We start from the raw sequence: 18,976 nt of genomic DNA, 5'->3' as shown, positions 1-18,976 counted from the left end.
TCAGGTGTCCGGCTCCACCCGCAACAGGAGTGCGGTGAGTTCACCGCGCCGCGTCGTGCCCAACTTGGCGTAGATGCGGTACAGATGGCCTTCCACGGTGCGTACCGAGACGACGAGCCGTTCGGCGATCTCCCGGTTGCTCAGGCCATGGGCCGCCATCGTGGCGATCTCACGCTCCCGGTCGGTGAGCGGCAGCGGCCGGGTGGCCGCGATCAGCGCGGGAGTGCGGGCGCCCTCGCACAGCTCGGCCAGGCGGTGTGCCCGCGCGGCGGCGGCCCGTGCCTGAGTGAGACGGCCGCACCGGTTGTGAACGGTGGCCGCCTGAGCCGCGGCGTCCGCAGCCGCCCGCAGATCACCCATGTCCTCCAGGGCCACCGACGCCCGGCTCAGGGCCCCCGCGTCGTCGGCGGCCAGGGCGGCTGCCTGCGCGGCGGCGACCGGGGCCCGTGGCCCGTCCACCTGGGTGGCCAGTGCGGCGAGCCGGTCCGCGACGCTCCGGTCCCCGAAGCACACCGCGGTGTGCAGCGCGAACACCTCGTACGCGAGCTGGCCCCGGCCGGCGGCGAGGGCTGCGGCCTCGTGCGCGAGCGCGATCGCGGCGGTGACCGCGCCTTCGGCGGCCGTCGTCCACGCCTCCGCCAGCACCAGGTCCGGGTCGAAGAAGACGGTGACCGGGTGGCGCTCGGTCTCCGCGGCGGCCAACTCCCGCCGGGCCGCCGCCGCGTCGCCCGTCATGGCCAGCGCCTGGACCAGGTTCACCAGGCAGCGGAACGCGAAGCCCTGCGTTTCGGTGGGGACCAGACCGGCGCGGGCCTCCCGTAACCGGCGTACAGCCGTGCGCAACTGCCCGCAGTACAGCGCCGCGTGCCCCGCCAGCGTCATGCCCATCGACTGCATGGGCGGCGGGACGGCGGTGCTCATCCGCAGCCGGTCGAGCCCGAGGACCGCGACCTCGGACAGCCGCCCGGCCAGCCGCAGACCGGTCATGTGCAGGTCGCACAGGCCGACACCGGGCACGGCGGCGTCGAAGGACCGAGAACCCGCCTCGTATCCGCGCGCCGCGACCGGGCCGATCGCGTCCGCGCGGCCCAGCGCCCCCAGACCGCCGACGACGCCGAAGGACGCCAGCACGACCGGCAGATCGGGCAGGTCCGCCCGGGCCAGAGCCGCGGCCCCGTCCTCCACCGCCTGACCGGGGCGTCCCAGGAAGACGTGGAAGGCCGCCCGCACAGCCGTCAGCACGTCGAGCGCGAACGGGTCGGTGACGCCGCGCGAAGCCTCGGCCAGCACCGTTTCGGCCTCCGTCGTCCGGCCGGCGATCCAGAACAGATTGGCCGCACGCGTCACCGCCACCGTCAGGCCCTGCTGTCCGGGGGAGGCGAGCAGGCCGAGGGCCCGCAGCTCCGCTTCCGCCTCGTCGGGCCGGTTCAGCCACGACAGTGCGTAGGCCAGCACGGCCCTGGCCTCGAACCCGCCGGTGACCGCCGCGGCCCGGGCCAGTCGCTCGGCGAGCGGCAGGTCCATCAGCTGGACGGCGCTGTGCGCCGCGCCGGTGAGCAGCTCCGGGTCCGGTGCCAGATCGGAGTCCAGGGCGAGAACGGCCCGCCGCAAGGTGTCATCGGCGCGTCGGCATCCCGTGGCGGCCAGCGCCGTCGCGATGCTGCCGCGGAGCCTGCGCGCCGTGAGCCGGCCCAGGCGGGCGCGCTGGAGTTCGCCGTAGAGCGGGTGGGCGAGCCGGGCCTGAAGCCGCCGCCCGTCCTCCTCCACCTTCACCAGGCCTGAGGTCTCGGCCAGTTCGGCCGCCGCCGGATCCGCCAGCCGGCCGAGCAGAGCGATGCCGAGGGGCTCGCTGAGGGCGAGGAGGTTCACCACCTGCCGTACCGGATCCGACAACCGGCCCATCCGCGCATCCACCAGTTCCGCCAGTCCGGGCGGCACCTGGGGCTGTCCCGACCAGCGCCACACACCGCCGGTCCGGCACAGCCGCCGCGCCTCCAGCTCGCTGTCCACCAGCAGCCGCAGGAACAGCGCGTTGCCCCCGGTCAGCGTCCACATACGAAAGGCCCCCGCGCTGTCCACCGGACCGTCGAGCACGGCCTCCAACAGCGCGGCGGTGTCCCGCTCGGTCAGCGCCGGCACTTCCCGCCGGTCGAGATGCCCGTCCTTCCACAGCGCGGTCACCGCGTCCGGAGCCGGCGCGCCACTGCGTACGGTCACCACCAACGTGGCCGCGGAACGCAGCACCACCTGGTGCACGAGCAGCGCCGACAGATCGTCGAGGAGGTGCGCGTCGTCGACGCCGATCACCGTGCCGCCCCGGCCCGCCCCGGCCACGAGAGCGTCAACCGCCTGCGGCAGTACGCGGGTCGGGTCCTGGGAGGGGTGCCCCAGCAGCCCGGTGAACGCGCCCAGGGGCAGTTCCCGCGCGGAAGCGGTCGCCGTCACCCACGAGGTGGCGGCCCCGCGTTTCCGGGCCGCCGCGAGCGCCTCGCGGGCCAGTCTGGTCTTCCCCACCCCCGGCGCCCCCGCCAGCACCACGCCCCGGGGCCCGCCACCGTGTCTCGTCGCCGCATCGAGGAAGCGCAGCTCCTCCACCCGGCCCGTCATCGGCCAGTCCTCACCCATACCCGAAGAATACGGGGGTGACCTGCACGAAGAGGGGGCAACAGGTTCGAATGACCCACGGGTGTTCGGGGTCGGGGTCCGGTTTCCGTGCCGGACCCGCTACGGCTCCACAGCCTCCACCCGCACCGCGCACACCTTGAACTCCGGCATCCGTGAGGTCGGGTCCAGCGCCGGGTTGGTCAGTGTGTTGGCGCGGCCCTCGCCCGCCCAGTGGAAGGGCATGAAGACGGTGTCCGGGCGGATGCCGGTGGTGATCCGGGCCGGTGCCACCGCGCGTCCGCGCCGGGACACCACGGCCACCGGGTCGCCCTCGGCCGCCCCGAGCCGCGCCGCCAGCCGCGGGTGCAGCTCCACGAACGGGCCGGGCGCGGCGGCGTTCAGCTCGTCGACACGGCGGGTCTGGGCGCCGGACTGGTACTGGGCCACGACGCGTCCGGTGGTCAGCAGCACCGGGTACTCGTCGTCGGGTTCCTCGGCGGCGGCCCGGTGCGTGACGGGAGCGAACCGGGCGCGGCCGTCCTCGGTGGCGAACCGGTCGAGGAAGAGGCGGGGGGTGCCGGGGTGGACGCCCGCAGGGGCGTCGTGCGTCGAGTCGTCGTGTGCCAGGCCGTCGTGTGCTGGGTCGTTGTGTGCAGGGTCGTCGGCGAGCGCGGCCCGGGCGGTGTCCCCGGAGTCGTCCGTCGGGCAGGGCCAGAACACCCCGTTCTCCTCCGCCAGCCTGCGGTAGGTGATCCCGGAGTAGTCCGCGAGCCCGCCCGCGCTGGCCCGACGCAGCTCCTCGAAGACCTCCTCGGGGTCGGTCGGGAAGCCCTTCTCCACGCCGAGGCGTGCCGCCAGCTCGTGCATGACCTCCAGATCGCTGCGGACCCCCTCCGGCGGGCTGATCGCCCGGCGCCGCAGCAGCACCCGGCCCTCCAGGTTGGTCGTCGTGCCGCTCTCCTCCGCCCACTGCGTGACGGGCAGCACGACGTCCGCGAGGGCCGCCGTCTCCGACAGCACGACGTCGCACACCGCGAGGAAGTCCAACGACCTGATGCGCTCCTCGACATGGGCCGCGCGGGGCGCCGACACCACCGGGTTGGACCCCATGAGGAACAGCGCACGGATGTCCGTACCCAGCGCGTCGAGCAGCTCGTACGCGCTGCGTCCCGGCCCCGGCAGGCTGTCGGGGTCCACGCCCCACACCTCGGCCACGTGCCGGCGCGCCTCCGGGTCGGTCAGCTTGCGGTAGCCGGGCAACTGGTCGGCCTTCTGGCCGTGTTCGCGCCCGCCCTGCCCGTTGCCCTGCCCGGTGAGGCAGCCGTACCCGGACAGCGGGCGGCCGACCCGCCCGGTCGCCAGGCACAGGTTGATCCACGCGCTCACCGTGTCGGTGCCCTTGGACTGCTGCTCGGGCCCGCGCGCGGTGAGCACCATCGCCGCTTCCGGTTCGCAGAACAGCCGTACGGCCTCCCGGAGTTGGGGAACGGACACCCCCGTGATCCGCTCCACGTACTCCGGCCAGTGCGCCATCGCCGCAGCCCGGGCGTCCTCCCAGCCGACCGTGCGTTCCTGGACGTACTCCTCGTCGACCCGCCCCTCGGCGACGACCAGGTGCAGCAGCCCGAGCGCCAGCGCCAGGTCGGTGCCGGGCCGGGGCGCCAGGTGCAGGTCGGCCTGCTCGGCGGTCTTCGTGCGGCGCGGGTCGATGACGATCAGCGTGCCGCCGTTCTCCCGCAGCTCGTTGAAGAACCGCAGGGAGGGCGGCATGGTCTCCGCCAGGTTCGACCCGACGAGGATCACGCACCCCGTCCGCGGGATGTCCTCCAGCGGGAAGGGCAGCCCCCGGTCCAGCCCGAACGCCTTCGTCCCGGCGGCCGCGGCCGACGACATGCAGAAGCGGCCGTTGTAGTCGATCTGCGAGGTGCCGAGCACGATCCGTGCGAACTTCCCGAGCGTGTACGCCTTCTCGTTCGTCAGCCCGCCCCCGCCGAACACCCCGCACGCGTCGGGCCCGTGGGCGGCGCGCGCCGCGCCGAGCCCCTCGGCGATCCGGTCGAGTGCCTCGTCCCAGCCGGCGGGCACGAGAGTTCCGCCGGTACGCACCAACGGCGAGGTCAGGCGGACGCCCGACGCCAGGACCGCCGGCGCCGTACGCCCCTTGCCGCACAGCGCGCCCCGGTTGACCGGGAAGTCCGCGCGCTCCTGCACCTCGACGCCCCCCTGTGGCGAGGGCGACAGGTTCATCCCGCACTGCAGGGCGCAGTACGGGCAGTGGGTGGGCGTCGAGGCGGTCTTCATACCGCTCAGCCTGCTTCGCCCGTGTTACGCGCCGGGACGTGGCCCGTTACGCGAGCGGCACAGCGACCTCCCCACCGCGCCACGACCGACGTGAGGCACCAGGTTGACCGAGCCCCGGGTCACCGCCCCACGTCACCGTCCCGCCTCACCGCCCCACGTCACCGTCCCACTTCATCGCCCCACGTCACCGTCCCACTTCATCGCCCCGCTTCACCGCCGGCGGCGAGCGCCCGCGCCACCCCCGACTCCTTCAGCCCGAGGAAACGGGGTTCGGGCTCGAACACCGCGTCCAGCACCGCCTTGCCGGCCGCGAAGACCTCCCGGGCGCCCCCGTAATACCAGGTCACGTCGTGCTTGGCGTCGACGCCGACGCCGTACGACGCGACGCCCGCCTCCTGGCACAGCGCCACCGCCCGCCGGATGTGGAAGCCCTGGCTGATCAGCACCGCCCGGTCGACGCCGAAGATCTTCCGCGCCCGCACGCACGAGTCCCAGGTGTCGAACCCGGCGTAGTCGCTGACGATCCGCGCGTCCGGGACGCCGTGCCGCGTCAGGTAGGCACGCATCGCGTCGGGCTCGTCGTAGTCCTCGCGGCTGTTGTCGCCGGTGACGAGGACGACCTTGATCCGGCCCTCGCGGTACAGCTCGGCCGCCGCGTCCAACCGGTGCGCGAGGTACGGCGACGGCTCGCCGTCCCACAGGCCCGCGCCGAAGACGACGGCGACGTCGGTGCGGGGCGCGTCAGCCGTGGTGCGCAGCCGGTCGCCCGTCACGACGTACATCCAGGTCGACGGCAGCAGCGCGAGCACGCACACCGCCATCACGGCCTGCACCAGCCTGCGCTGCCCGGCACGGGTGCGCGGCAGGCGCGGTCTGCCCGGTCTCAGGTGGCGCATCGGACGGTCCCTCCCCGGTCTGCTCACGCCCTCAGGGACGAGCCGCCGGGCCCTTCGGTTCACTCCCGGTCATGTGACCAGCTTCACTCCGTCGAGTGAAAACGCAGGTCACGTCACCTCACACCCCCATGGCACCCTTCGGTGAACCCCCGGAAAACACCCGTCACCCTCATGCAACGGGAAGGCAACGTCCCGCCCCCACCATCGGTACATGACGGCGACGCCCAGGTCGCAGACACCTCGCGACGAGACCACTGCCAGCCCCGGCGCCCAGCCGCTTCCGGGGGCCCACCTCGACAGTACGGCGCACCTCATGAACCGGATCAGCAGCCAGCTCGCCAGCCAGCTCAACCTCGTCTCCCTCGAGGGCAGGCGCCGCCCCGCGCCGCCCGCCCTCGTCGTCGTGGCGCACGGCAGCCGCGACCCGCGCGCCCTGAGCACCGTCCGCGCGCTCCTCGACCGGGTCCGCGAGCTGCGCCCCGGCCTGCCCGTGCACCTCGGCCACATCGAGCTGAACGACCCCCTGCTGACCGACACCCTCGCCGACCTCGACGCCCACGGCACCACGGACGCCGTCCTCGTCCCCCTCCTCCTGGCCCGCGGCTACCACGTCAAGCGCGACATCCCCGAGATGGCCGCCGCCGCCCACGTCCGCACCCGCGTGTCCGCCCCCCTCGGCCCCCACCCCCTCCTCGTGGACACCCTGCGGGCCCGCCTCGTCGAGGCCGGCTGGAACCCCCGCATGACCGCCGCCGAACGCCGCTCCAGCGCCGTCGTCCTGGCGGCAGCGGGCTCCCGCGACCCCGACTCGGCCGTCGACACCGCCCGTACGGCCCAGCTCCTGGCGGAACGGCTGGGGGTGCCGGTGGTCCCCGCGTACGCCTCGACTGCCAAGCCCACCGTCCCGACGGCGCTCCGCGCCCTGGCGGCGCGGGGCCGGGACCGCGTGGCGATCGCCTCGTACTTCACGGCCCCGGGCCGCTTCGCGACGGAGTGCGCGGAGCAGGCCCCCTGGATCGCGTCGGCCCCCCTGGGCACCCACCCGGCCATGGCCCATCTGCTCCTGCACCGCTACGACCAGGCACTGGCGACTCCGGCAAGCACGACCACTCCGCAACTGGCCTCCGCCTGAGGATGCAGGGGGAGGTTACCGACCCGGGTGTGCTGTCCCGGCACGTCAGTGACAGGCGACAACGAACCCGTACCCGCCAGGCAAACGAACCCGCACCCGCCGGACAACAGAACCCGGCACCCCAGTAGGCGCCCATTTGTCACTACCGCCGCCTACTGTCGAAACATGCCCTATGACCTGCCGTCAACCGAACGCTGGGCCCCCGAACCGGACAAGCGCCCCGGCCGCACGGCGTTCCAACGCGACCGCGCCCGCATCCTGCACTCCTCGGCCCTGAGAAGACTCGCCGGCAAAACCCAAGTGGTGACGCCCGGCACCCGCAACCAGGTCTGGGACGCCTCCCCCCGCACCCGCCTCACCCACTCCCTCGAATGCGCCCAGGTCGGCCGAGAGCTGGGCGCGGCCCTCGGCTGCGACCCCGACCTCGTGGAAGCCGCCTGCCTCTCCCACGACCTCGGCCACCCACCCTTCGGCCACAACGGCGAACAAGCACTGAACGAGTTCGCGGCCGACTGCGGCGGCTTCGAGGGCAACGCCCAGTCCCTGAGACTCCTCACCCGCATCGAACCCAAACGCTTCACCGCCGAAGGATCCGTGGGCCTCAACCTCACCCGCGCCGCCCTCGACGCCGCCACCAAGTACCCCTGGCCCCGAGGCGCCCACCCCACCGACTCCGCCTCACCGAAGTTCGGTGTCTACGAGGACGACAGACCCGTCTTCGACTGGGTCCGCAAGGACGCCCCCGGCACCCGGATCTGCTTCGAGGCCCAGGTCATGGACTGGTCCGACGACGTGGCCTACTCCGTGCACGACGTGGAGGACGGCCTGCACGCGGGCCACATCGACCCCAACTGCCTGCACGCCGAGCCGGAACGCCAGGAGGTCTTCGCCGTCGCGGTCGGCCGCTACGTCCCCGCCGACACCGACCCCGCCGAACTCGCCGCGGCCCTCGACCGCCTCCAGGACCAGGAATGGTGGCCGCACGGCTACGACGGTTCCGCCGCCGCCCAGGCCCGCCTCAAGGACGCCACCAGCCAGCTCATCGGCCGCTTCTGCCTCGCCGCCGAGGGCGCCACCCGCGCGGCGTACGGCGGCGGCCGCCTCACCCGGTACGGCGCCGCGCTCGTCGTCCCGCGCGAGACCCGCCTGGAGTGCGCGGTCCTCAAGGCCGTCGCCGACCGGTACGTCATGCAGCGCGCCGAACAGACCAGGCTCCGCGCCGACCAGCGGATCGTCGTCACCGAGCTCGCCGAGCTGCTCACCGCCCGCGCTCCCGACGGCCTGGACCCCCAGTTCCGCGCCCTGTTCGACACGGCGCCCGACGACCGTGCCCGCAAGCGGGTGATCGTCGACCAGATCGCCGCCCTCACCGACTCCTCGGCCCGCTCGCTTCACGCCCGTCTCACGGGGCATCTGTGAGGTTGATGGGGCACCTGTGACGTTGATGGGGCACCGGTGGGACTGAAGGGGCGCAGGTGACAAGAAACGGGTGCGAAGGTGACCCTCCGTGGCCTGATCGGGCCACTCCCTCTTCCCCCATCACGCTCCGTGCGGGAGGCTCGCATGTGGCGGCACCCGCAGTGTTGTCTGGGAGGACACCCCCCGGACCCCTCGTAGGAGGCATCAAGTGGTCGACGCGGATCAGACATTCGTCATCGTCGGAGGAGGCCTGGCCGGCGCCAAAGCGGCCGAAACGCTGCGGGCCGAGGGCTTCACCGGCCGCGTGATACTGATCAGCGACGAACGGGACCACCCCTACGAGCGACCGCCCCTGTCCAAGGGGTATCTGCTCGGCAAGGAGGCCCGCGACAGCGTCTTCGTGCACGAGCCCGCCTGGTACGCGCGCAACGACATCGAACTGCACCTCGGCCAGACGGTCGACGCCATCGACCGTACGGCGAAGACCGTCCGCTTCGGCGACGACGGCACCCTCGTCCACTACGACAAGCTGCTCCTCGCCACCGGCGCCGAGCCGCGCCGACTGGACATTCCGGGCACGGACCTCGCGGGCGTCCACCATCTGCGCCGGCTCGCGCACGCCGAGCGGCTCAAGGGCGTCCTGGCCTCCCTCGGACGTGACAACGGCCACATCGTCATCGCGGGCGCCGGCTGGATCGGCCTGGAGGTCGCGGCGGCGGCCCGTGAGTACGGCGCGGAGGTGACCGTCGTCGAACACCATCCGACCCCGCTGTACGGCGTCCTCGGCCCAGAGCTCGGCAACGTCTTCGCCGAACTGCACCGCGAGCGCGGCGTCCGCTTCCACTTCGGCGCCCGGCTGACGGAGATCGTCGCCCAGGACGGCATGGTCCTCGCGGCCCGCACGGACGACGGCGAGGAGCACCCGGCCCACGACGTCCTGGCGGCGATCGGCGCGGCTCCCCGCATCGGGCTGGCCGAGTCGGCGGGGCTGGAGATCGCCGACCGGGCGGACGGCGGCGGTGTCACGGTGGACGCCCGCCTGCGCACCTCCGACCCCGACATCTACGCGGCCGGGGACGTCGCGTCCTTCCCGCACGGGCTGTTCGACACCCGCCTGCGCGTCGAACACTGGGCCAACGCGCTGAACGGCGGCCCGGCCGCGGCCCGCTCGATGCTGGGCAAGGACGTCACCTACGACCGCGTGCCCTACTTCTTCACCGACCAGTACGACCTCGGGATGGAGTACAGCGGCTGGGCGCCGCCGGGGACGTACGACCAGGTCGTGATCCGGGGAGACGCGGGGAAGCGGGAGTTCATCGCGTTCTGGGTCAGCGAGGGGCGGGTCCTGGCCGGCATGAACGTGAACGTGTGGGACGTCACAGAGCCGATCCAGGGGTTGATCCGGTCGGGGGCCGTGGTGGACACCGAGGCACTGGCCGACCCGCACGTCCCGCTCGAAAGTCTCGCTGCCTAGGGCCTCTCGTTTGGATCAGGCCGGGCTCGCGGGCCCCGCTCCCTGATCCGGCCTGATCCAAACGAAAGACCCTAGCCGTCGGCACACACCCGTGCTGTGACTCCCGGGGGACAACCCCCGGACCCCCGGCCGGGGGTCGGCTCGCCCCAGGAGTGTCGGTTCGGCCCCGTAGAATCACTTCGTGGCTGGACGGATCAATGATGAGGACGTGAAGGCGGTTCGGGACGCGGTTCCGATCGACGCCGTCGTGTCCGAGTACCTCCAGTTGCGCAACGCGGGTGGCGGCAACCTCAAGGGGCTGTGCCCGTTCCACGACGAGAAGTCACCGTCCTTCCAGGTCAGCCCGAGCAAGGGACTCTTCCACTGCTTCGGCTGCCAGGAGGGCGGCGACACCATCACGTTCGTGATGAAGGTCGACCACCTCTCCTTCTCGGAGGCGGTCGAGCGCCTCGCCGCCCAGGCCGGCATCACCCTGCGCTACGAGGAGGGCGGCTACAACCCCGCCCACCAGCGCGGCGAACGCATCCGCCTGGTCGAGGCCCACAAGATCGCCGCCGAGTGGTACGCCGAACAGCTCGCCACGAGCCCCGAGGCCGACACCGGCCGGGTCTTCCTCGCCGAGCGCGGCTTCGATCAGGCCGCCGCCGTCCACTTCGGCGTCGGCTACAGCCCCCAGGGCTGGGACCACCTCACCCGCTACCTGCGCGGGAAGGGCTTCAGCGACAAGGAACTGCTCCTGTCCGGCCTCGCCCAGGAGGGCCGCCGCGGCCCCATCGACCGCTTCCGGGGCCGCCTGATGTGGCCCATCCGCGACATCAGCGGCGAGGTGGTGGGCTTCGGCGCGCGGAAGCTGTACGAGGCGGACAACGGCCCCAAGTACCTCAACACCCCCGACACGGCGATCTACAAGAAGTCGCAGGTGCTGTACGGCATCGACCTCGCGAAGAAGGACATCGCGAAGTCCAGCCGCGCGGTCGTCGTCGAGGGCTACACGGACGTCATGGCCTGCCACCTCGCCGGCGTGACCACGGCCATCGCGACCTGCGGCACCGCGTTCGGCGGCGAACACATCAAGATCCTCCGCCGTCTCCTCATGGACAACGGCTCGGCCCGCGTCATCTTCACCTTCGACGGCGACGCCGCAGGCCAGAAGGCGGCCCTGCGCGCCTTCGAGGACGACCAGAAGTTCGCCGCCGAGACCTACATCGCCATCGCCCCCGACGGCATGGACCCCTGCGACCTGCGCCTGGTGAAGGGCGACGAGGCGGTCGCGGACCTTGTCGAACCGCGCACGCCCCTCTTCGAGTTCGCGCTGCGCCAGATCGTCGTCCGCTACGACCTCGACACCCCGGCCGGCCGGGCCGCCGCCCTCGACGAGGCCGCCCCGATCGTCGCCCGCATCAAGAACAGCGGCGCCCAGCACGAGGTCGCCGTGCAGCTCGCCGGCATGCTCGGCATCCTCGACACCCAGTTCGTGGTCAAGCGTGTCGCCCAGCTGGCGCGTTGGGCCCGCGACCGGGGCGGCAAGGGCCCCGCGCCGACGTCGCGCAACGCCCAGCACTACGACCCCGCCCCGCGCGCCGCGGCCTCCGGCCCGGCCCTGCAACTGCGCAACCCCGTCTACGCCACCGAACGCGAGCTCCTCAAGCTCGCCCTCCAGCGCCCCGAGCTGGTCTCCCCGGCCTTCGACGCTTACGGCGTCGACGAGTTCACGGCCGCCCCCTACGCCGCCGTACGCGTGGCGATCCTGGACGCGGGCGGCGCGGAGTACGGCACGCAGGACCCGCAGGACTACCTCGTCCGTGTCCGCGAGGCCGCCCCCGACGACACCGTCCGCGCGATGGTGACGGAGCTGGCGGTCGAGGCGATCATGCGGAAGACGGTGGACGAGGTGTACGCCGGCGCCCAGCTGGTCACCGTCCGCCGCCGCGCCGTCGAGCGCCGCATCCGCGACATCCAGTCCCAGCTGACCCGGCTCGGCGCCGGCGGTGACCCCGCCCAACTGGCCGCCGTACAGAACGAGCTGTGGGTGCTGCAGCAGTACGACCAGGCCCTACGGGAGCACGGCGCCGCCGCCCTCTGAGCGTCCCTCGAAGCTCGGCGTCACCGCCCGCACCAGCCGCTCCACGAACTCCCGCTCGGCGTCAGCGAACTGCGGGTACTCGGTGACGAAGTGATCCCACTCGACCTCTCGGACCGCCTCCACCACGTCCTCCAGGAGGATCTCCTGACGGTACGGGTACGGCCACTCGCCGGAGATCCGGAACACCTCGTGCAGCAGCTCGTGGGGGAGCGGGTGCCGCTCCGCCAGGAGTACCGCGTCGTACAGGTCCTTGCCCTGCCCGTGCACGTCGGTGAGCAGCCACATCAGCTTCCACACCAGGGACAGCTCGGGCGTAGCCCCCAGCAGTACCGCCCCGCCCGCCACCTCCACCGGTTCCGGCTCGGCCGGAAGCGGCTCGTTGAAGACGAAGTCGAGCTGGACATGGCCGCCGGGCAGCCCCGGCGCGTCCCACGGCAGGACCATCCGCCGCCCCGGCACCCGGTCGTAGGTCCAGATGTCCTCGGCCACCGCGCCGTCCGCCGAGATCCGGATCCCCTCCCCACGCGTGTCGCCCAGCGCCTGCGCCGCCGTGGCGATCCCCGTGAGCATCCGGCCGGTCCGTGCGTCGTCGATGTCCCAATCCCGCGGTACGACGACGAAGTCCAGGTCACCGGGCTCGCGCGCGGCCTCGCCGAACCACGCCGACATCAGCACGCTGCCCCGCAGGACCAGCGATTCCACCCACTCCGACTCCGCGATCGCGGCCAGCACCAGGTCGAGGGCTTGGCGCCGGGCCACCCGCCAGGCGTCACCGCGGGTGGGGTCGGCGAAGGCGGGGTCGGTCGCCCGGTAGGCGTTCCGGTGGTGTTTCAGGGCCGGGTCGAAGACGGAACGCTGGACGAGGCCGTCGCCCCGCACCGGACGCAGGGTGAGCGGCAGATCGGCGGCCGCGCGCGTGGTGTCGTCCAGCGGCTCCTTGGGAATGTTCGCGCTCATCCAGCGGTATCCCCGCCACGCCCCGGTCATGTCCGTACCCCCACCGTCTCCTCGTCGAGCCATCCGTCGTCCACCGACACATCACTGTCGTGGAGCACGAACTCCCGCTCCACGCCCAGCACGTCGAACCCGTCCAGCTCCACGAGCAACCGCTCCAGAGCCCGTCCCGCACCCTCGGCGTCCACCCCGCGGCAGCGCTGCGTGACGAACCGCTCGTGCCGTCCGCCCTCCCGCACCCGCCGCGCGTTCCACGACAGATGGGCGCCGTGCGGTACGACCCGTGCCGCGAGGGCGGCCAGATCCGTGCCGGCGGCGAGCAGCAGCTTCACATGGTGCTCGAAGTACCGTTCGTCCGCGCACGGCCGACGCGGGACCTCCGCGGCCCACGGCGCCGACTCGATCTTCACCCGCACCGGCTCGAAGCCGTCCGCCCGCAGCCGCGCCGTCACCTCCGTGGACTGCCTGAACTCCTCGGCGTACGACGGTGAACCGGGCAGCGTGAGCATCGGCTGGTCCCGCATCCGGCCCCGGGCCAGCACGATGTGCGTCAGCTTGAGACCGGCCCCGGCCGCCCAACGGCCAAGCCGCTCCGACTCGTCGGGCCCGGCACAGCGGACGGTCACATGAGTTTCGTACAAGGATCCGGACACCCGGGGATCGTGCCAGATCAGGGGCGGGACAGGCACCCGGGTTTCCCGCTCGGATCACCAAGTGGTCACGGGCCGGACGCAAAAAGTCACCGCACGCCCCTCGTGGCGGCGATGTGTCTTACTCCACACTGGGTTCCGGTGCCTGAGTCCCCGCCGCCGACTCCGCCCCCGAAGTGCCGCTGCCGCTACCCCCTCGCAGCGATCATCCTGGAGGTCGCCCCCGTGCAGACCCAGACGCTCACACAGACCGACAACAGTACGGACGGCACGGATCCGGACGCCGAGACCGACGTCCTCCTCGCGGTGCCCCCGCAGAGCCGTCTCACGCACCACCCGGAAACGGAGCTGGAGGCCGAGCCGGCGCCCGGGCCGGAGACGGTCGTGGAGCCCGGACCGGAGGAAGAGGTCACGGCCGAGCCCGCCGAACCGCCCGTCGAGGTGCTGGAGGCCGCCGAGCCCGAGCCCGTCGAAGCGCCGCCCGCCCGCGCCGAGACCAGCGGCCCGTCCTCCGACCTGTTCCGCCAGTACCTCCGGGAAATCGGCCGAATCCCGCTGCTCACCGCGGCCGAGGAGGTCGATCTCGCCCGCCGAGTCGAGGCCGGCCTGTTCGCCGAGGAGAAGCTGCTGCGCACACCTGCCCTGGACACCCGCCTCGCCCTGGACCTCGACCGGCTGGTCGTCATGGGCCGCCTGGCCAAACGCCGCCTGATCGAGGCGAACCTGCGCCTCGTCGTGTCCGTGGCCAAGCGCTACGTGGGCCGTGGCCTGACCATGCTCGACCTCGTCCAGGAGGGAAACCTCGGCCTCATCCGCGCCGTCGAGAAGTTCGACTACGCCCGCGGCTACAAGTTCTCCACGTACGCCACCTGGTGGATCCGTCAGGCCATGTCCCGCGCCCTGGCCGACCAGGCCCGCACCATCCGCGTCCCGGTCCACGTGGTCGAGCTGATCAACCGCGTCGTCCGCGTCCAGCGCCGCATGCTCCAGGAACGCGGCTACGAACCGACCCCGGAAGAGGTCGCCGCTCACCTCGACCTCCCGCCCGAGCGCGTCAGCGAGGTCCTCCGCCTCGCCCAGGAACCGGTCTCCCTGCACGCCCCCGTGGGCGAGGAGGACGAGGTGGCACTGGGCGACCTGATCGAGGACGGCGACGCCGCGAGCCCGGTGGAGTCGGCCGCGTTCCTGCTGCTGCGCGAGCACCTGGAAGCGGTCCTGTCGACCCTGGGCGAGCGTGAGCGCAAGGTCGTACAACTCCGCTACGGCCTCGCCGACGGCCGCCCCCGCACCCTGGAGGAGATAGGCCGCATCTTCGGCGTCACGCGCGAGCGCATACGCCAGATCGAGTCCAAGACCCTCAACAAGCTGAGGGACCACGCCTTCGCGGACCAGCTGAGGGGCTACCTGGACTGAGCGGGGGCCGCCGAGAGACAGGCGGCCCCCACACCCGCCCACGTGGTCGACGCCCGAGCGCCGGATCCGTCACGGGCCCGGGCCTTCACCGCGCCTGATGAAGGGTGTCTGCTCCAACGGGACGACCCGGTCATGTCTTCTCCTGCCGCCGAGCGGGAGGATATGAACGCTCATCACATCACCCGCACGCGGCCCGCAGCCGCGAGGGCGCCGGAACCACCACGGCGGGAACGGGCACCGCCGTCCCCGCCGCTCGCCCTAGTCGACCTCGGCCACCGCCTGCGCGAACTGCGCCTTGTACAGCCGCGCATACGCTCCGTCCGAAGCCAACAGCTCCGTATGCGTGCCCTGCTCCACGATCGCCCCGTTCTCCATCACGAGAATCGCGTCCGCATCCCGAATCGTCGACAACCGGTGCGCGATCACGAACGACGTCCGCCCGTGCGCGAGCTTCGCCATCGCCTTCTGGATCAGCACCTCCGTGCGCGTGTCCACGGAACTCGTCGCCTCGTCCAACACCAGGATCACCGGGTCGGAAAGGAACGCCCGCGCGATGGTGATCAGCTGCTTCTCACCCGCGCTGACCCCCGTGCCCTCGTCGTCGATCACGGTGTCGTACCCGTCGGGCAGCGTACGGATGAACCGGTCCGCGTGGGCCGCCCGCGCCGCCTCCTCGATCTCCCCGCGGCTGACGTCCCGCGAGGCCCCGTAGGCGATGTTCTCGGCGATCGTGCCGCCGAACAGCCAGGTGTCCTGGAGCACCATGCCGATCCCGGCGCGCAGTTCGTCGCGGGACATCCGCGCGATGTCGACGCCGTCGAGGGTGATCCGCCCGCCGGTGACGTCGTAGAACCGCATGAGCAGGTTCACGAGGGTCGTCTTGCCGGCGCCGGTCGGCCCCACGATGGCCACCGTCTGCCCCGGCTCCACCGTCAGCGAGAGGTCCTCGATGAGCGGCTTCTCGGGGTCGTACCGGAAGGCCACGTGCTCCAGGGCGACCCGCCCGCGCAGTTGCTCCGGACGGACGCCCGGCACCGGGTCCGCCCCCTGCTCCTCCGCGTCCAGGATCTCGAAGATCCGCTCGGCCGACGCCACGCCCGACTGCACGAGGTTCGCCATCGACGCGACCTGCGTCAGCGGCATCGAGAACTGCCGGGAGTACTGGATGAACGCCTGCACGTCACCGATCGACAGCGAACCGGACGCCACCCGCAGACCGCCGACGACGGCCACCAGCACGTAGTTGATGTTCGACACGAACATCATCAGCGGCTGCATGACCCCGCTGTTGAACTGCGCCTTGAACCCGGCCTCGTACAGCGCCTCGTTCTGCTCGGCGAACTGCTGCGCCGACTCGTCCTGACGCCCGAACACCTTCACCAGGGTGTGTCCGGTGTACATCTCCTCGACGTGCGCGTTCAGCTTGCCGGTGGAGCGCCACTGCTGCACGAAGTGCGGCTGCGACCGCTTGCCCACGCGCGTGGCGACGACCGCCGACAGCGGCACGGTGACGAGCGCGACCAGGGCGAGGATCCACGACACCCAGAACATCATCGCCAGCACACCGATGATGGTGAGCAGCGAGTTGATGAGCTGGCCCATCGACTGCTGGAGCGTCTGCCCGATGTTGTCGATGTCGTTGGTCGCGCGGGAGAGCACCTCACCGCGCTGCTGCTTGTCGAAGTACGACAGCGGAAGCCGCGACATCTTCGTCTGCACGTCCTCGCGCATCCGGTACATCGTCCGGTTGACGGCCCGGTTGACCAGCCGGGTCGCCACTGCCATCAGCAGCCCCGCCACCGCGAACACGCCGACCGCGAACAGCAGGACGCTTCCGACGGCACCGAAGTCGATGCCCTTGCCGGGGGTGAAGTCCGTGCTCTGGAGCATCTCGGCGACCCCGCCGTCACCGCGCTCCCGCATGGAGTCGAGGACCTGCTCCTTGGTCGCCCCGGCCGGCATCTCCCGCCCGATGATGCCGGAGAAGACGAGGTCGGTGGCGTTGCCGAGGATCTTCGGCCCTATGACGTTCAGGCCCACGCTGATCACCACGCACAGCAGCAGCGCGTAGATGGTGAGCCGTTCCGGCTTGAACCGGGCGACGAGCCGCCTGCCCGACACCTTGAAGTCCAGCGAGCGGCTGTCGGGGCCGCCCCCGGCCATCATCCGCCCCATCGGCCCCGCCATCAGGCAGCCTCCGCTTCCGTCAGCTGGGAGAGCACGATCTCCCGGTAGGTCTCGTTGTCCGCCATCAGCTCCTGGTGCGTGCCGGTGCCGACGACCCGTCCCTCGTCGAGGACGACGATCCGGTCGGCGTCCCGGATGGTCGCCACGCGCTGGGCGACGATCACGACGGTGGCCTCGGCGGTCTCCCGGCCGAGCGCCGCCCTGAGGGCCGCGTCGGTGGCGTAGTCGAGCGCGGAGAAGGAGTCGTCGAAGAGGTAGATCTCCGGGCGCTGCACAAGGGTGCGGGCGATGGCGAGACGCTGCCGCTGACCGCCGGAGACGTTGGTCCCGCCCTGCGCGATCGGCGCGTTCAGCCCGCCCTCGAGACGCTCCACGAAGCCCTTGCCCTGGGCCACCTCCAGCGCGTGCCACAGCTCCTCGTCCGTGGCGTCCGGGTTGCCGTAGCGCAGGTTGGTCGCCACCGTGCCCGCGAACAGATACGGCCGCTGCGGCACCAGTCCGACCGTCCTGGCCAGCACCTTCGGGTCGACCTCGGACACCTCGACGCCGTCGACGAGCACCTGGCCGTCGGTCGCGTCGAACAGCCGCGGGACCAGCCCGAGCAGGGTCGACTTGCCGCTGCCGGTCGAGCCGATCACGGCGGTCGTCTCGCCGGGCCGCGCCACCAGGTCGATGGCCTTCAGCACCGGCTCCTCGGCGCCCGGGTAGCGGAAGCCCGCGCCCCGGATCTCCAGGTGGCCGTGGCGGCGCAGCTCCGTCACGGGACTGACCGGCGGCACCACACTGGAGGAGGTGTCGAGGACCTCGTGGATGCGCTCGGCGCACACCTCCGCGCGCGGCACCATCATGAACATGAAGGTGGCCATCATCACGGACATGACGATCTGCATGAGATAGGCGAGGAACGCCGTCAGGTCGCCGATCTGCATCCCGCCGTTGTCGATGCGGTGCGCGCCGAACCACACCACCGCGATGGAGGAGAGGTTCACCACGGTCATGACGATCGGGAACATCAGCGCGAGCAGGTTGCCGCTGCCCAGAGCCATCTCGGTCAGGTCCGCGTTGGCCTTGCGGAAGCGCTGCTCCTCGTACTCGTCGCGGACGAAGGCGCGGATGACACGGTTGCCGGTGATCTGCTCGCGCAGCACCCGGTTCACCGTGTCCAGCCGCTCCTGCATGGCCCGGAACAGCGGACGCAGCCGCCGCACGATCAGCGTCACGCTGATGCCCAGCACGGGAACGACGGCGACCAGGACGCCGGACAGCGGCACGTCCAGGCCGAGCGCCAGCACGATGCCGCCCACACACATGATCGGCGCCGACACCATGAGTGTGAACGTCATCAGCGCCAGCATCTGCACCTGCTGGACGTCGTTGGTCGTCCGGGTGATCAGCGAGGGCGCGCCGAACTGGCCGACCTCGCGCGCGGAGAACGACTGCACCCGGTCGAAGACGGCCGCCCGCATGTCCCGGCCGAGCGCCGAGGCGGTCCGCGCGCCGTAGTACACGGCACCGATGTTGCACACGACCTGCGCCAGCGAGATGCCGATCATCAGGGCGCCGTAGCTGAGGATGTAGCCGGTGTCACCGTTGACGACACCGCTGTCGATGATGTCCGCGTTCAGCGTGGGCAGGTAGAGCGTGGCGCAGGTCTGCAGGAACTGCAGCAGCACCAGCAGGACGATGGGTTTTCGGTAGGGCCTGAGGTAGGTCCTCAGAAGTCGTATCAGCACGCTGCGTCTCTCGGAGTCGGCGGTGGGGCGGTTGGTTGCCCCTGGCCCCTATCGTCGGACACTCCACCCGCGTTACCTCAACCGATTAAGCCAACAGCGGTCCAAGGAAGGACACCTGCGGCCGCCGGAC

Annotated in this window: 11 protein-coding genes and 1 pseudogene; 5 read left to right on the top strand and 7 right to left on the bottom strand. The window is 71.8% G+C overall.

Going from position 1 to position 18,976, the window contains the following annotated elements; all coding sequences use genetic code 11:
• The 3 genes from AC067M_RS03635 to AC067M_RS03625 all read right to left on the bottom strand — a co-directional run bounded on the left by AC067M_RS03635 (position 1) and on the right by AC067M_RS03625 (position 5,801).
• Positions 1 to 2,625 (bottom strand): helix-turn-helix transcriptional regulator, encoded by a 2,625-nt coding sequence (locus AC067M_RS03635; protein ID WP_478695292.1) that lies wholly within the window; start codon positions 2,623 to 2,625, stop codon positions 1 to 3.
• Between the two features lie 99 nt (positions 2,626 to 2,724).
• Entirely contained in the window at positions 2,725 to 4,905 is a 2,181-nt protein-coding gene (locus AC067M_RS03630; protein WP_478695291.1) for a molybdopterin oxidoreductase family protein, read from the bottom strand.
• Between the two features lie 197 nt (positions 4,906 to 5,102).
• Positions 5,103 to 5,801: a SanA/YdcF family protein gene (locus AC067M_RS03625; protein ID WP_478695290.1), complete on the bottom strand. Its 699-nt coding sequence runs from the start codon at positions 5,799 to 5,801 to the stop codon at positions 5,103 to 5,105.
• A gap of 211 nt (positions 5,802 to 6,012) precedes the next feature.
• On the opposite strand from AC067M_RS03625, the gene AC067M_RS03620 reads away from it, so the two are divergent.
• The 4 genes from AC067M_RS03620 to dnaG all read left to right on the top strand — a co-directional run bounded on the left by AC067M_RS03620 (position 6,013) and on the right by dnaG (position 11,909).
• Positions 6,013 to 6,933, top strand: coding sequence for a sirohydrochlorin chelatase (locus tag AC067M_RS03620; RefSeq protein ID WP_478695289.1), 921 nt, complete (start codon positions 6,013 to 6,015; stop codon positions 6,931 to 6,933).
• Between the two features lie 165 nt (positions 6,934 to 7,098).
• A complete protein-coding gene (locus AC067M_RS03615) occupies positions 7,099 to 8,352 on the top strand; it encodes a deoxyguanosinetriphosphate triphosphohydrolase (protein WP_478695288.1) in 1,254 nt (417 codons plus the stop codon).
• A gap of 208 nt (positions 8,353 to 8,560) precedes the next feature.
• The gene (locus AC067M_RS03610) at positions 8,561 to 9,826 is read left to right on the top strand and encodes an NAD(P)/FAD-dependent oxidoreductase (RefSeq protein ID WP_478695287.1); all 1,266 of its coding nucleotides are present in this window, start codon (positions 8,561 to 8,563) and stop codon (positions 9,824 to 9,826) included.
• A gap of 181 nt (positions 9,827 to 10,007) precedes the next feature.
• The gene (gene dnaG / locus AC067M_RS03605; RefSeq protein WP_478695286.1) at positions 10,008 to 11,909 is read left to right on the top strand and encodes a DNA primase; all 1,902 of its coding nucleotides are present in this window, start codon (positions 10,008 to 10,010) and stop codon (positions 11,907 to 11,909) included.
• On the opposite strand, the gene AC067M_RS03600 is transcribed toward dnaG, so the two are convergent.
• Positions 11,880 to 12,866 (bottom strand): nucleotidyl transferase AbiEii/AbiGii toxin family protein, encoded by a 987-nt coding sequence (locus AC067M_RS03600; protein ID WP_478695285.1) that lies wholly within the window; start codon positions 12,864 to 12,866, stop codon positions 11,880 to 11,882. The two genes, dnaG and AC067M_RS03600, sit on opposite strands and share 30 nt — an antisense overlap.
• Positions 12,867 to 12,892: 26 nt before the next feature.
• Positions 12,893 to 13,489 carry a hypothetical protein gene (locus AC067M_RS03595; RefSeq protein WP_478695284.1) on the bottom strand — a complete coding sequence of 199 codons (597 nt, stop codon included), beginning with the start codon at positions 13,487 to 13,489 and terminating at the stop codon, positions 12,893 to 12,895.
• Between the two features lie 200 nt (positions 13,490 to 13,689).
• On the opposite strand from AC067M_RS03595, the pseudogene AC067M_RS03590 reads away from it, so the two are divergent.
• A pseudogene (locus AC067M_RS03590) lies at positions 13,690 to 14,926 on the top strand (RNA polymerase sigma factor).
• Positions 14,927 to 15,184: 258 nt separating this feature from the next.
• Here the strand turns inward: AC067M_RS03590 and AC067M_RS03585 are convergent.
• Together AC067M_RS03585 and AC067M_RS03580 are read right to left on the bottom strand one after the other, a co-directional pair.
• Positions 15,185 to 17,113: an ABC transporter ATP-binding protein gene (locus AC067M_RS03585; RefSeq protein ID WP_478695283.1), complete on the bottom strand. Its 1,929-nt coding sequence runs from the start codon at positions 17,111 to 17,113 to the stop codon at positions 15,185 to 15,187.
• Positions 17,113 to 18,846 carry an ABC transporter ATP-binding protein gene (locus AC067M_RS03580; protein WP_478695282.1) on the bottom strand — a complete coding sequence of 578 codons (1,734 nt, stop codon included), beginning with the start codon at positions 18,844 to 18,846 and terminating at the stop codon, positions 17,113 to 17,115. The genes AC067M_RS03585 and AC067M_RS03580 overlap by 1 nt, the downstream gene beginning before the upstream one ends.
• Positions 18,847 to 18,976 lie beyond the last annotated feature (130 nt).

It is taken from the genome of Streptomyces sp. NPDC043427 (assembly GCF_056436655.1).
The sequence above is the reverse complement of the archived record's forward strand: the minus strand, read 5'-3'. Positions and strand labels throughout refer to the sequence as shown.

What these genes read in the sequence shown, in the direction of transcription:
- AC067M_RS03635 (WP_478695292.1), bottom strand. Translation starts at nt 2,625, where the DNA reads ATGGGTGAGGACTGGCCGATGACGGGCCGGGTGGAGGAGCTGCGCTTC.
- AC067M_RS03615 (WP_478695288.1), top strand. Translation starts at nt 7,099, where the DNA reads ATGCCCTATGACCTGCCGTCAACCGAACGCTGGGCCCCCGAACCGGAC.
- AC067M_RS03630 (WP_478695291.1), bottom strand. Translation starts at nt 4,905, where the DNA reads ATGAAGACCGCCTCGACGCCCACCCACTGCCCGTACTGCGCCCTGCAG.
- AC067M_RS03585 (WP_478695283.1), bottom strand. Translation starts at nt 17,113, where the DNA reads ATGGCGGGGCCGATGGGGCGGATGATGGCCGGGGGCGGCCCCGACAGC.
- AC067M_RS03620 (WP_478695289.1), top strand. Translation starts at nt 6,013, where the DNA reads ATGACGGCGACGCCCAGGTCGCAGACACCTCGCGACGAGACCACTGCC.
- AC067M_RS03600 (WP_478695285.1), bottom strand. Translation starts at nt 12,866, where the DNA reads ATGAGCGCGAACATTCCCAAGGAGCCGCTGGACGACACCACGCGCGCG.
- AC067M_RS03625 (WP_478695290.1), bottom strand. Translation starts at nt 5,801, where the DNA reads ATGCGCCACCTGAGACCGGGCAGACCGCGCCTGCCGCGCACCCGTGCC.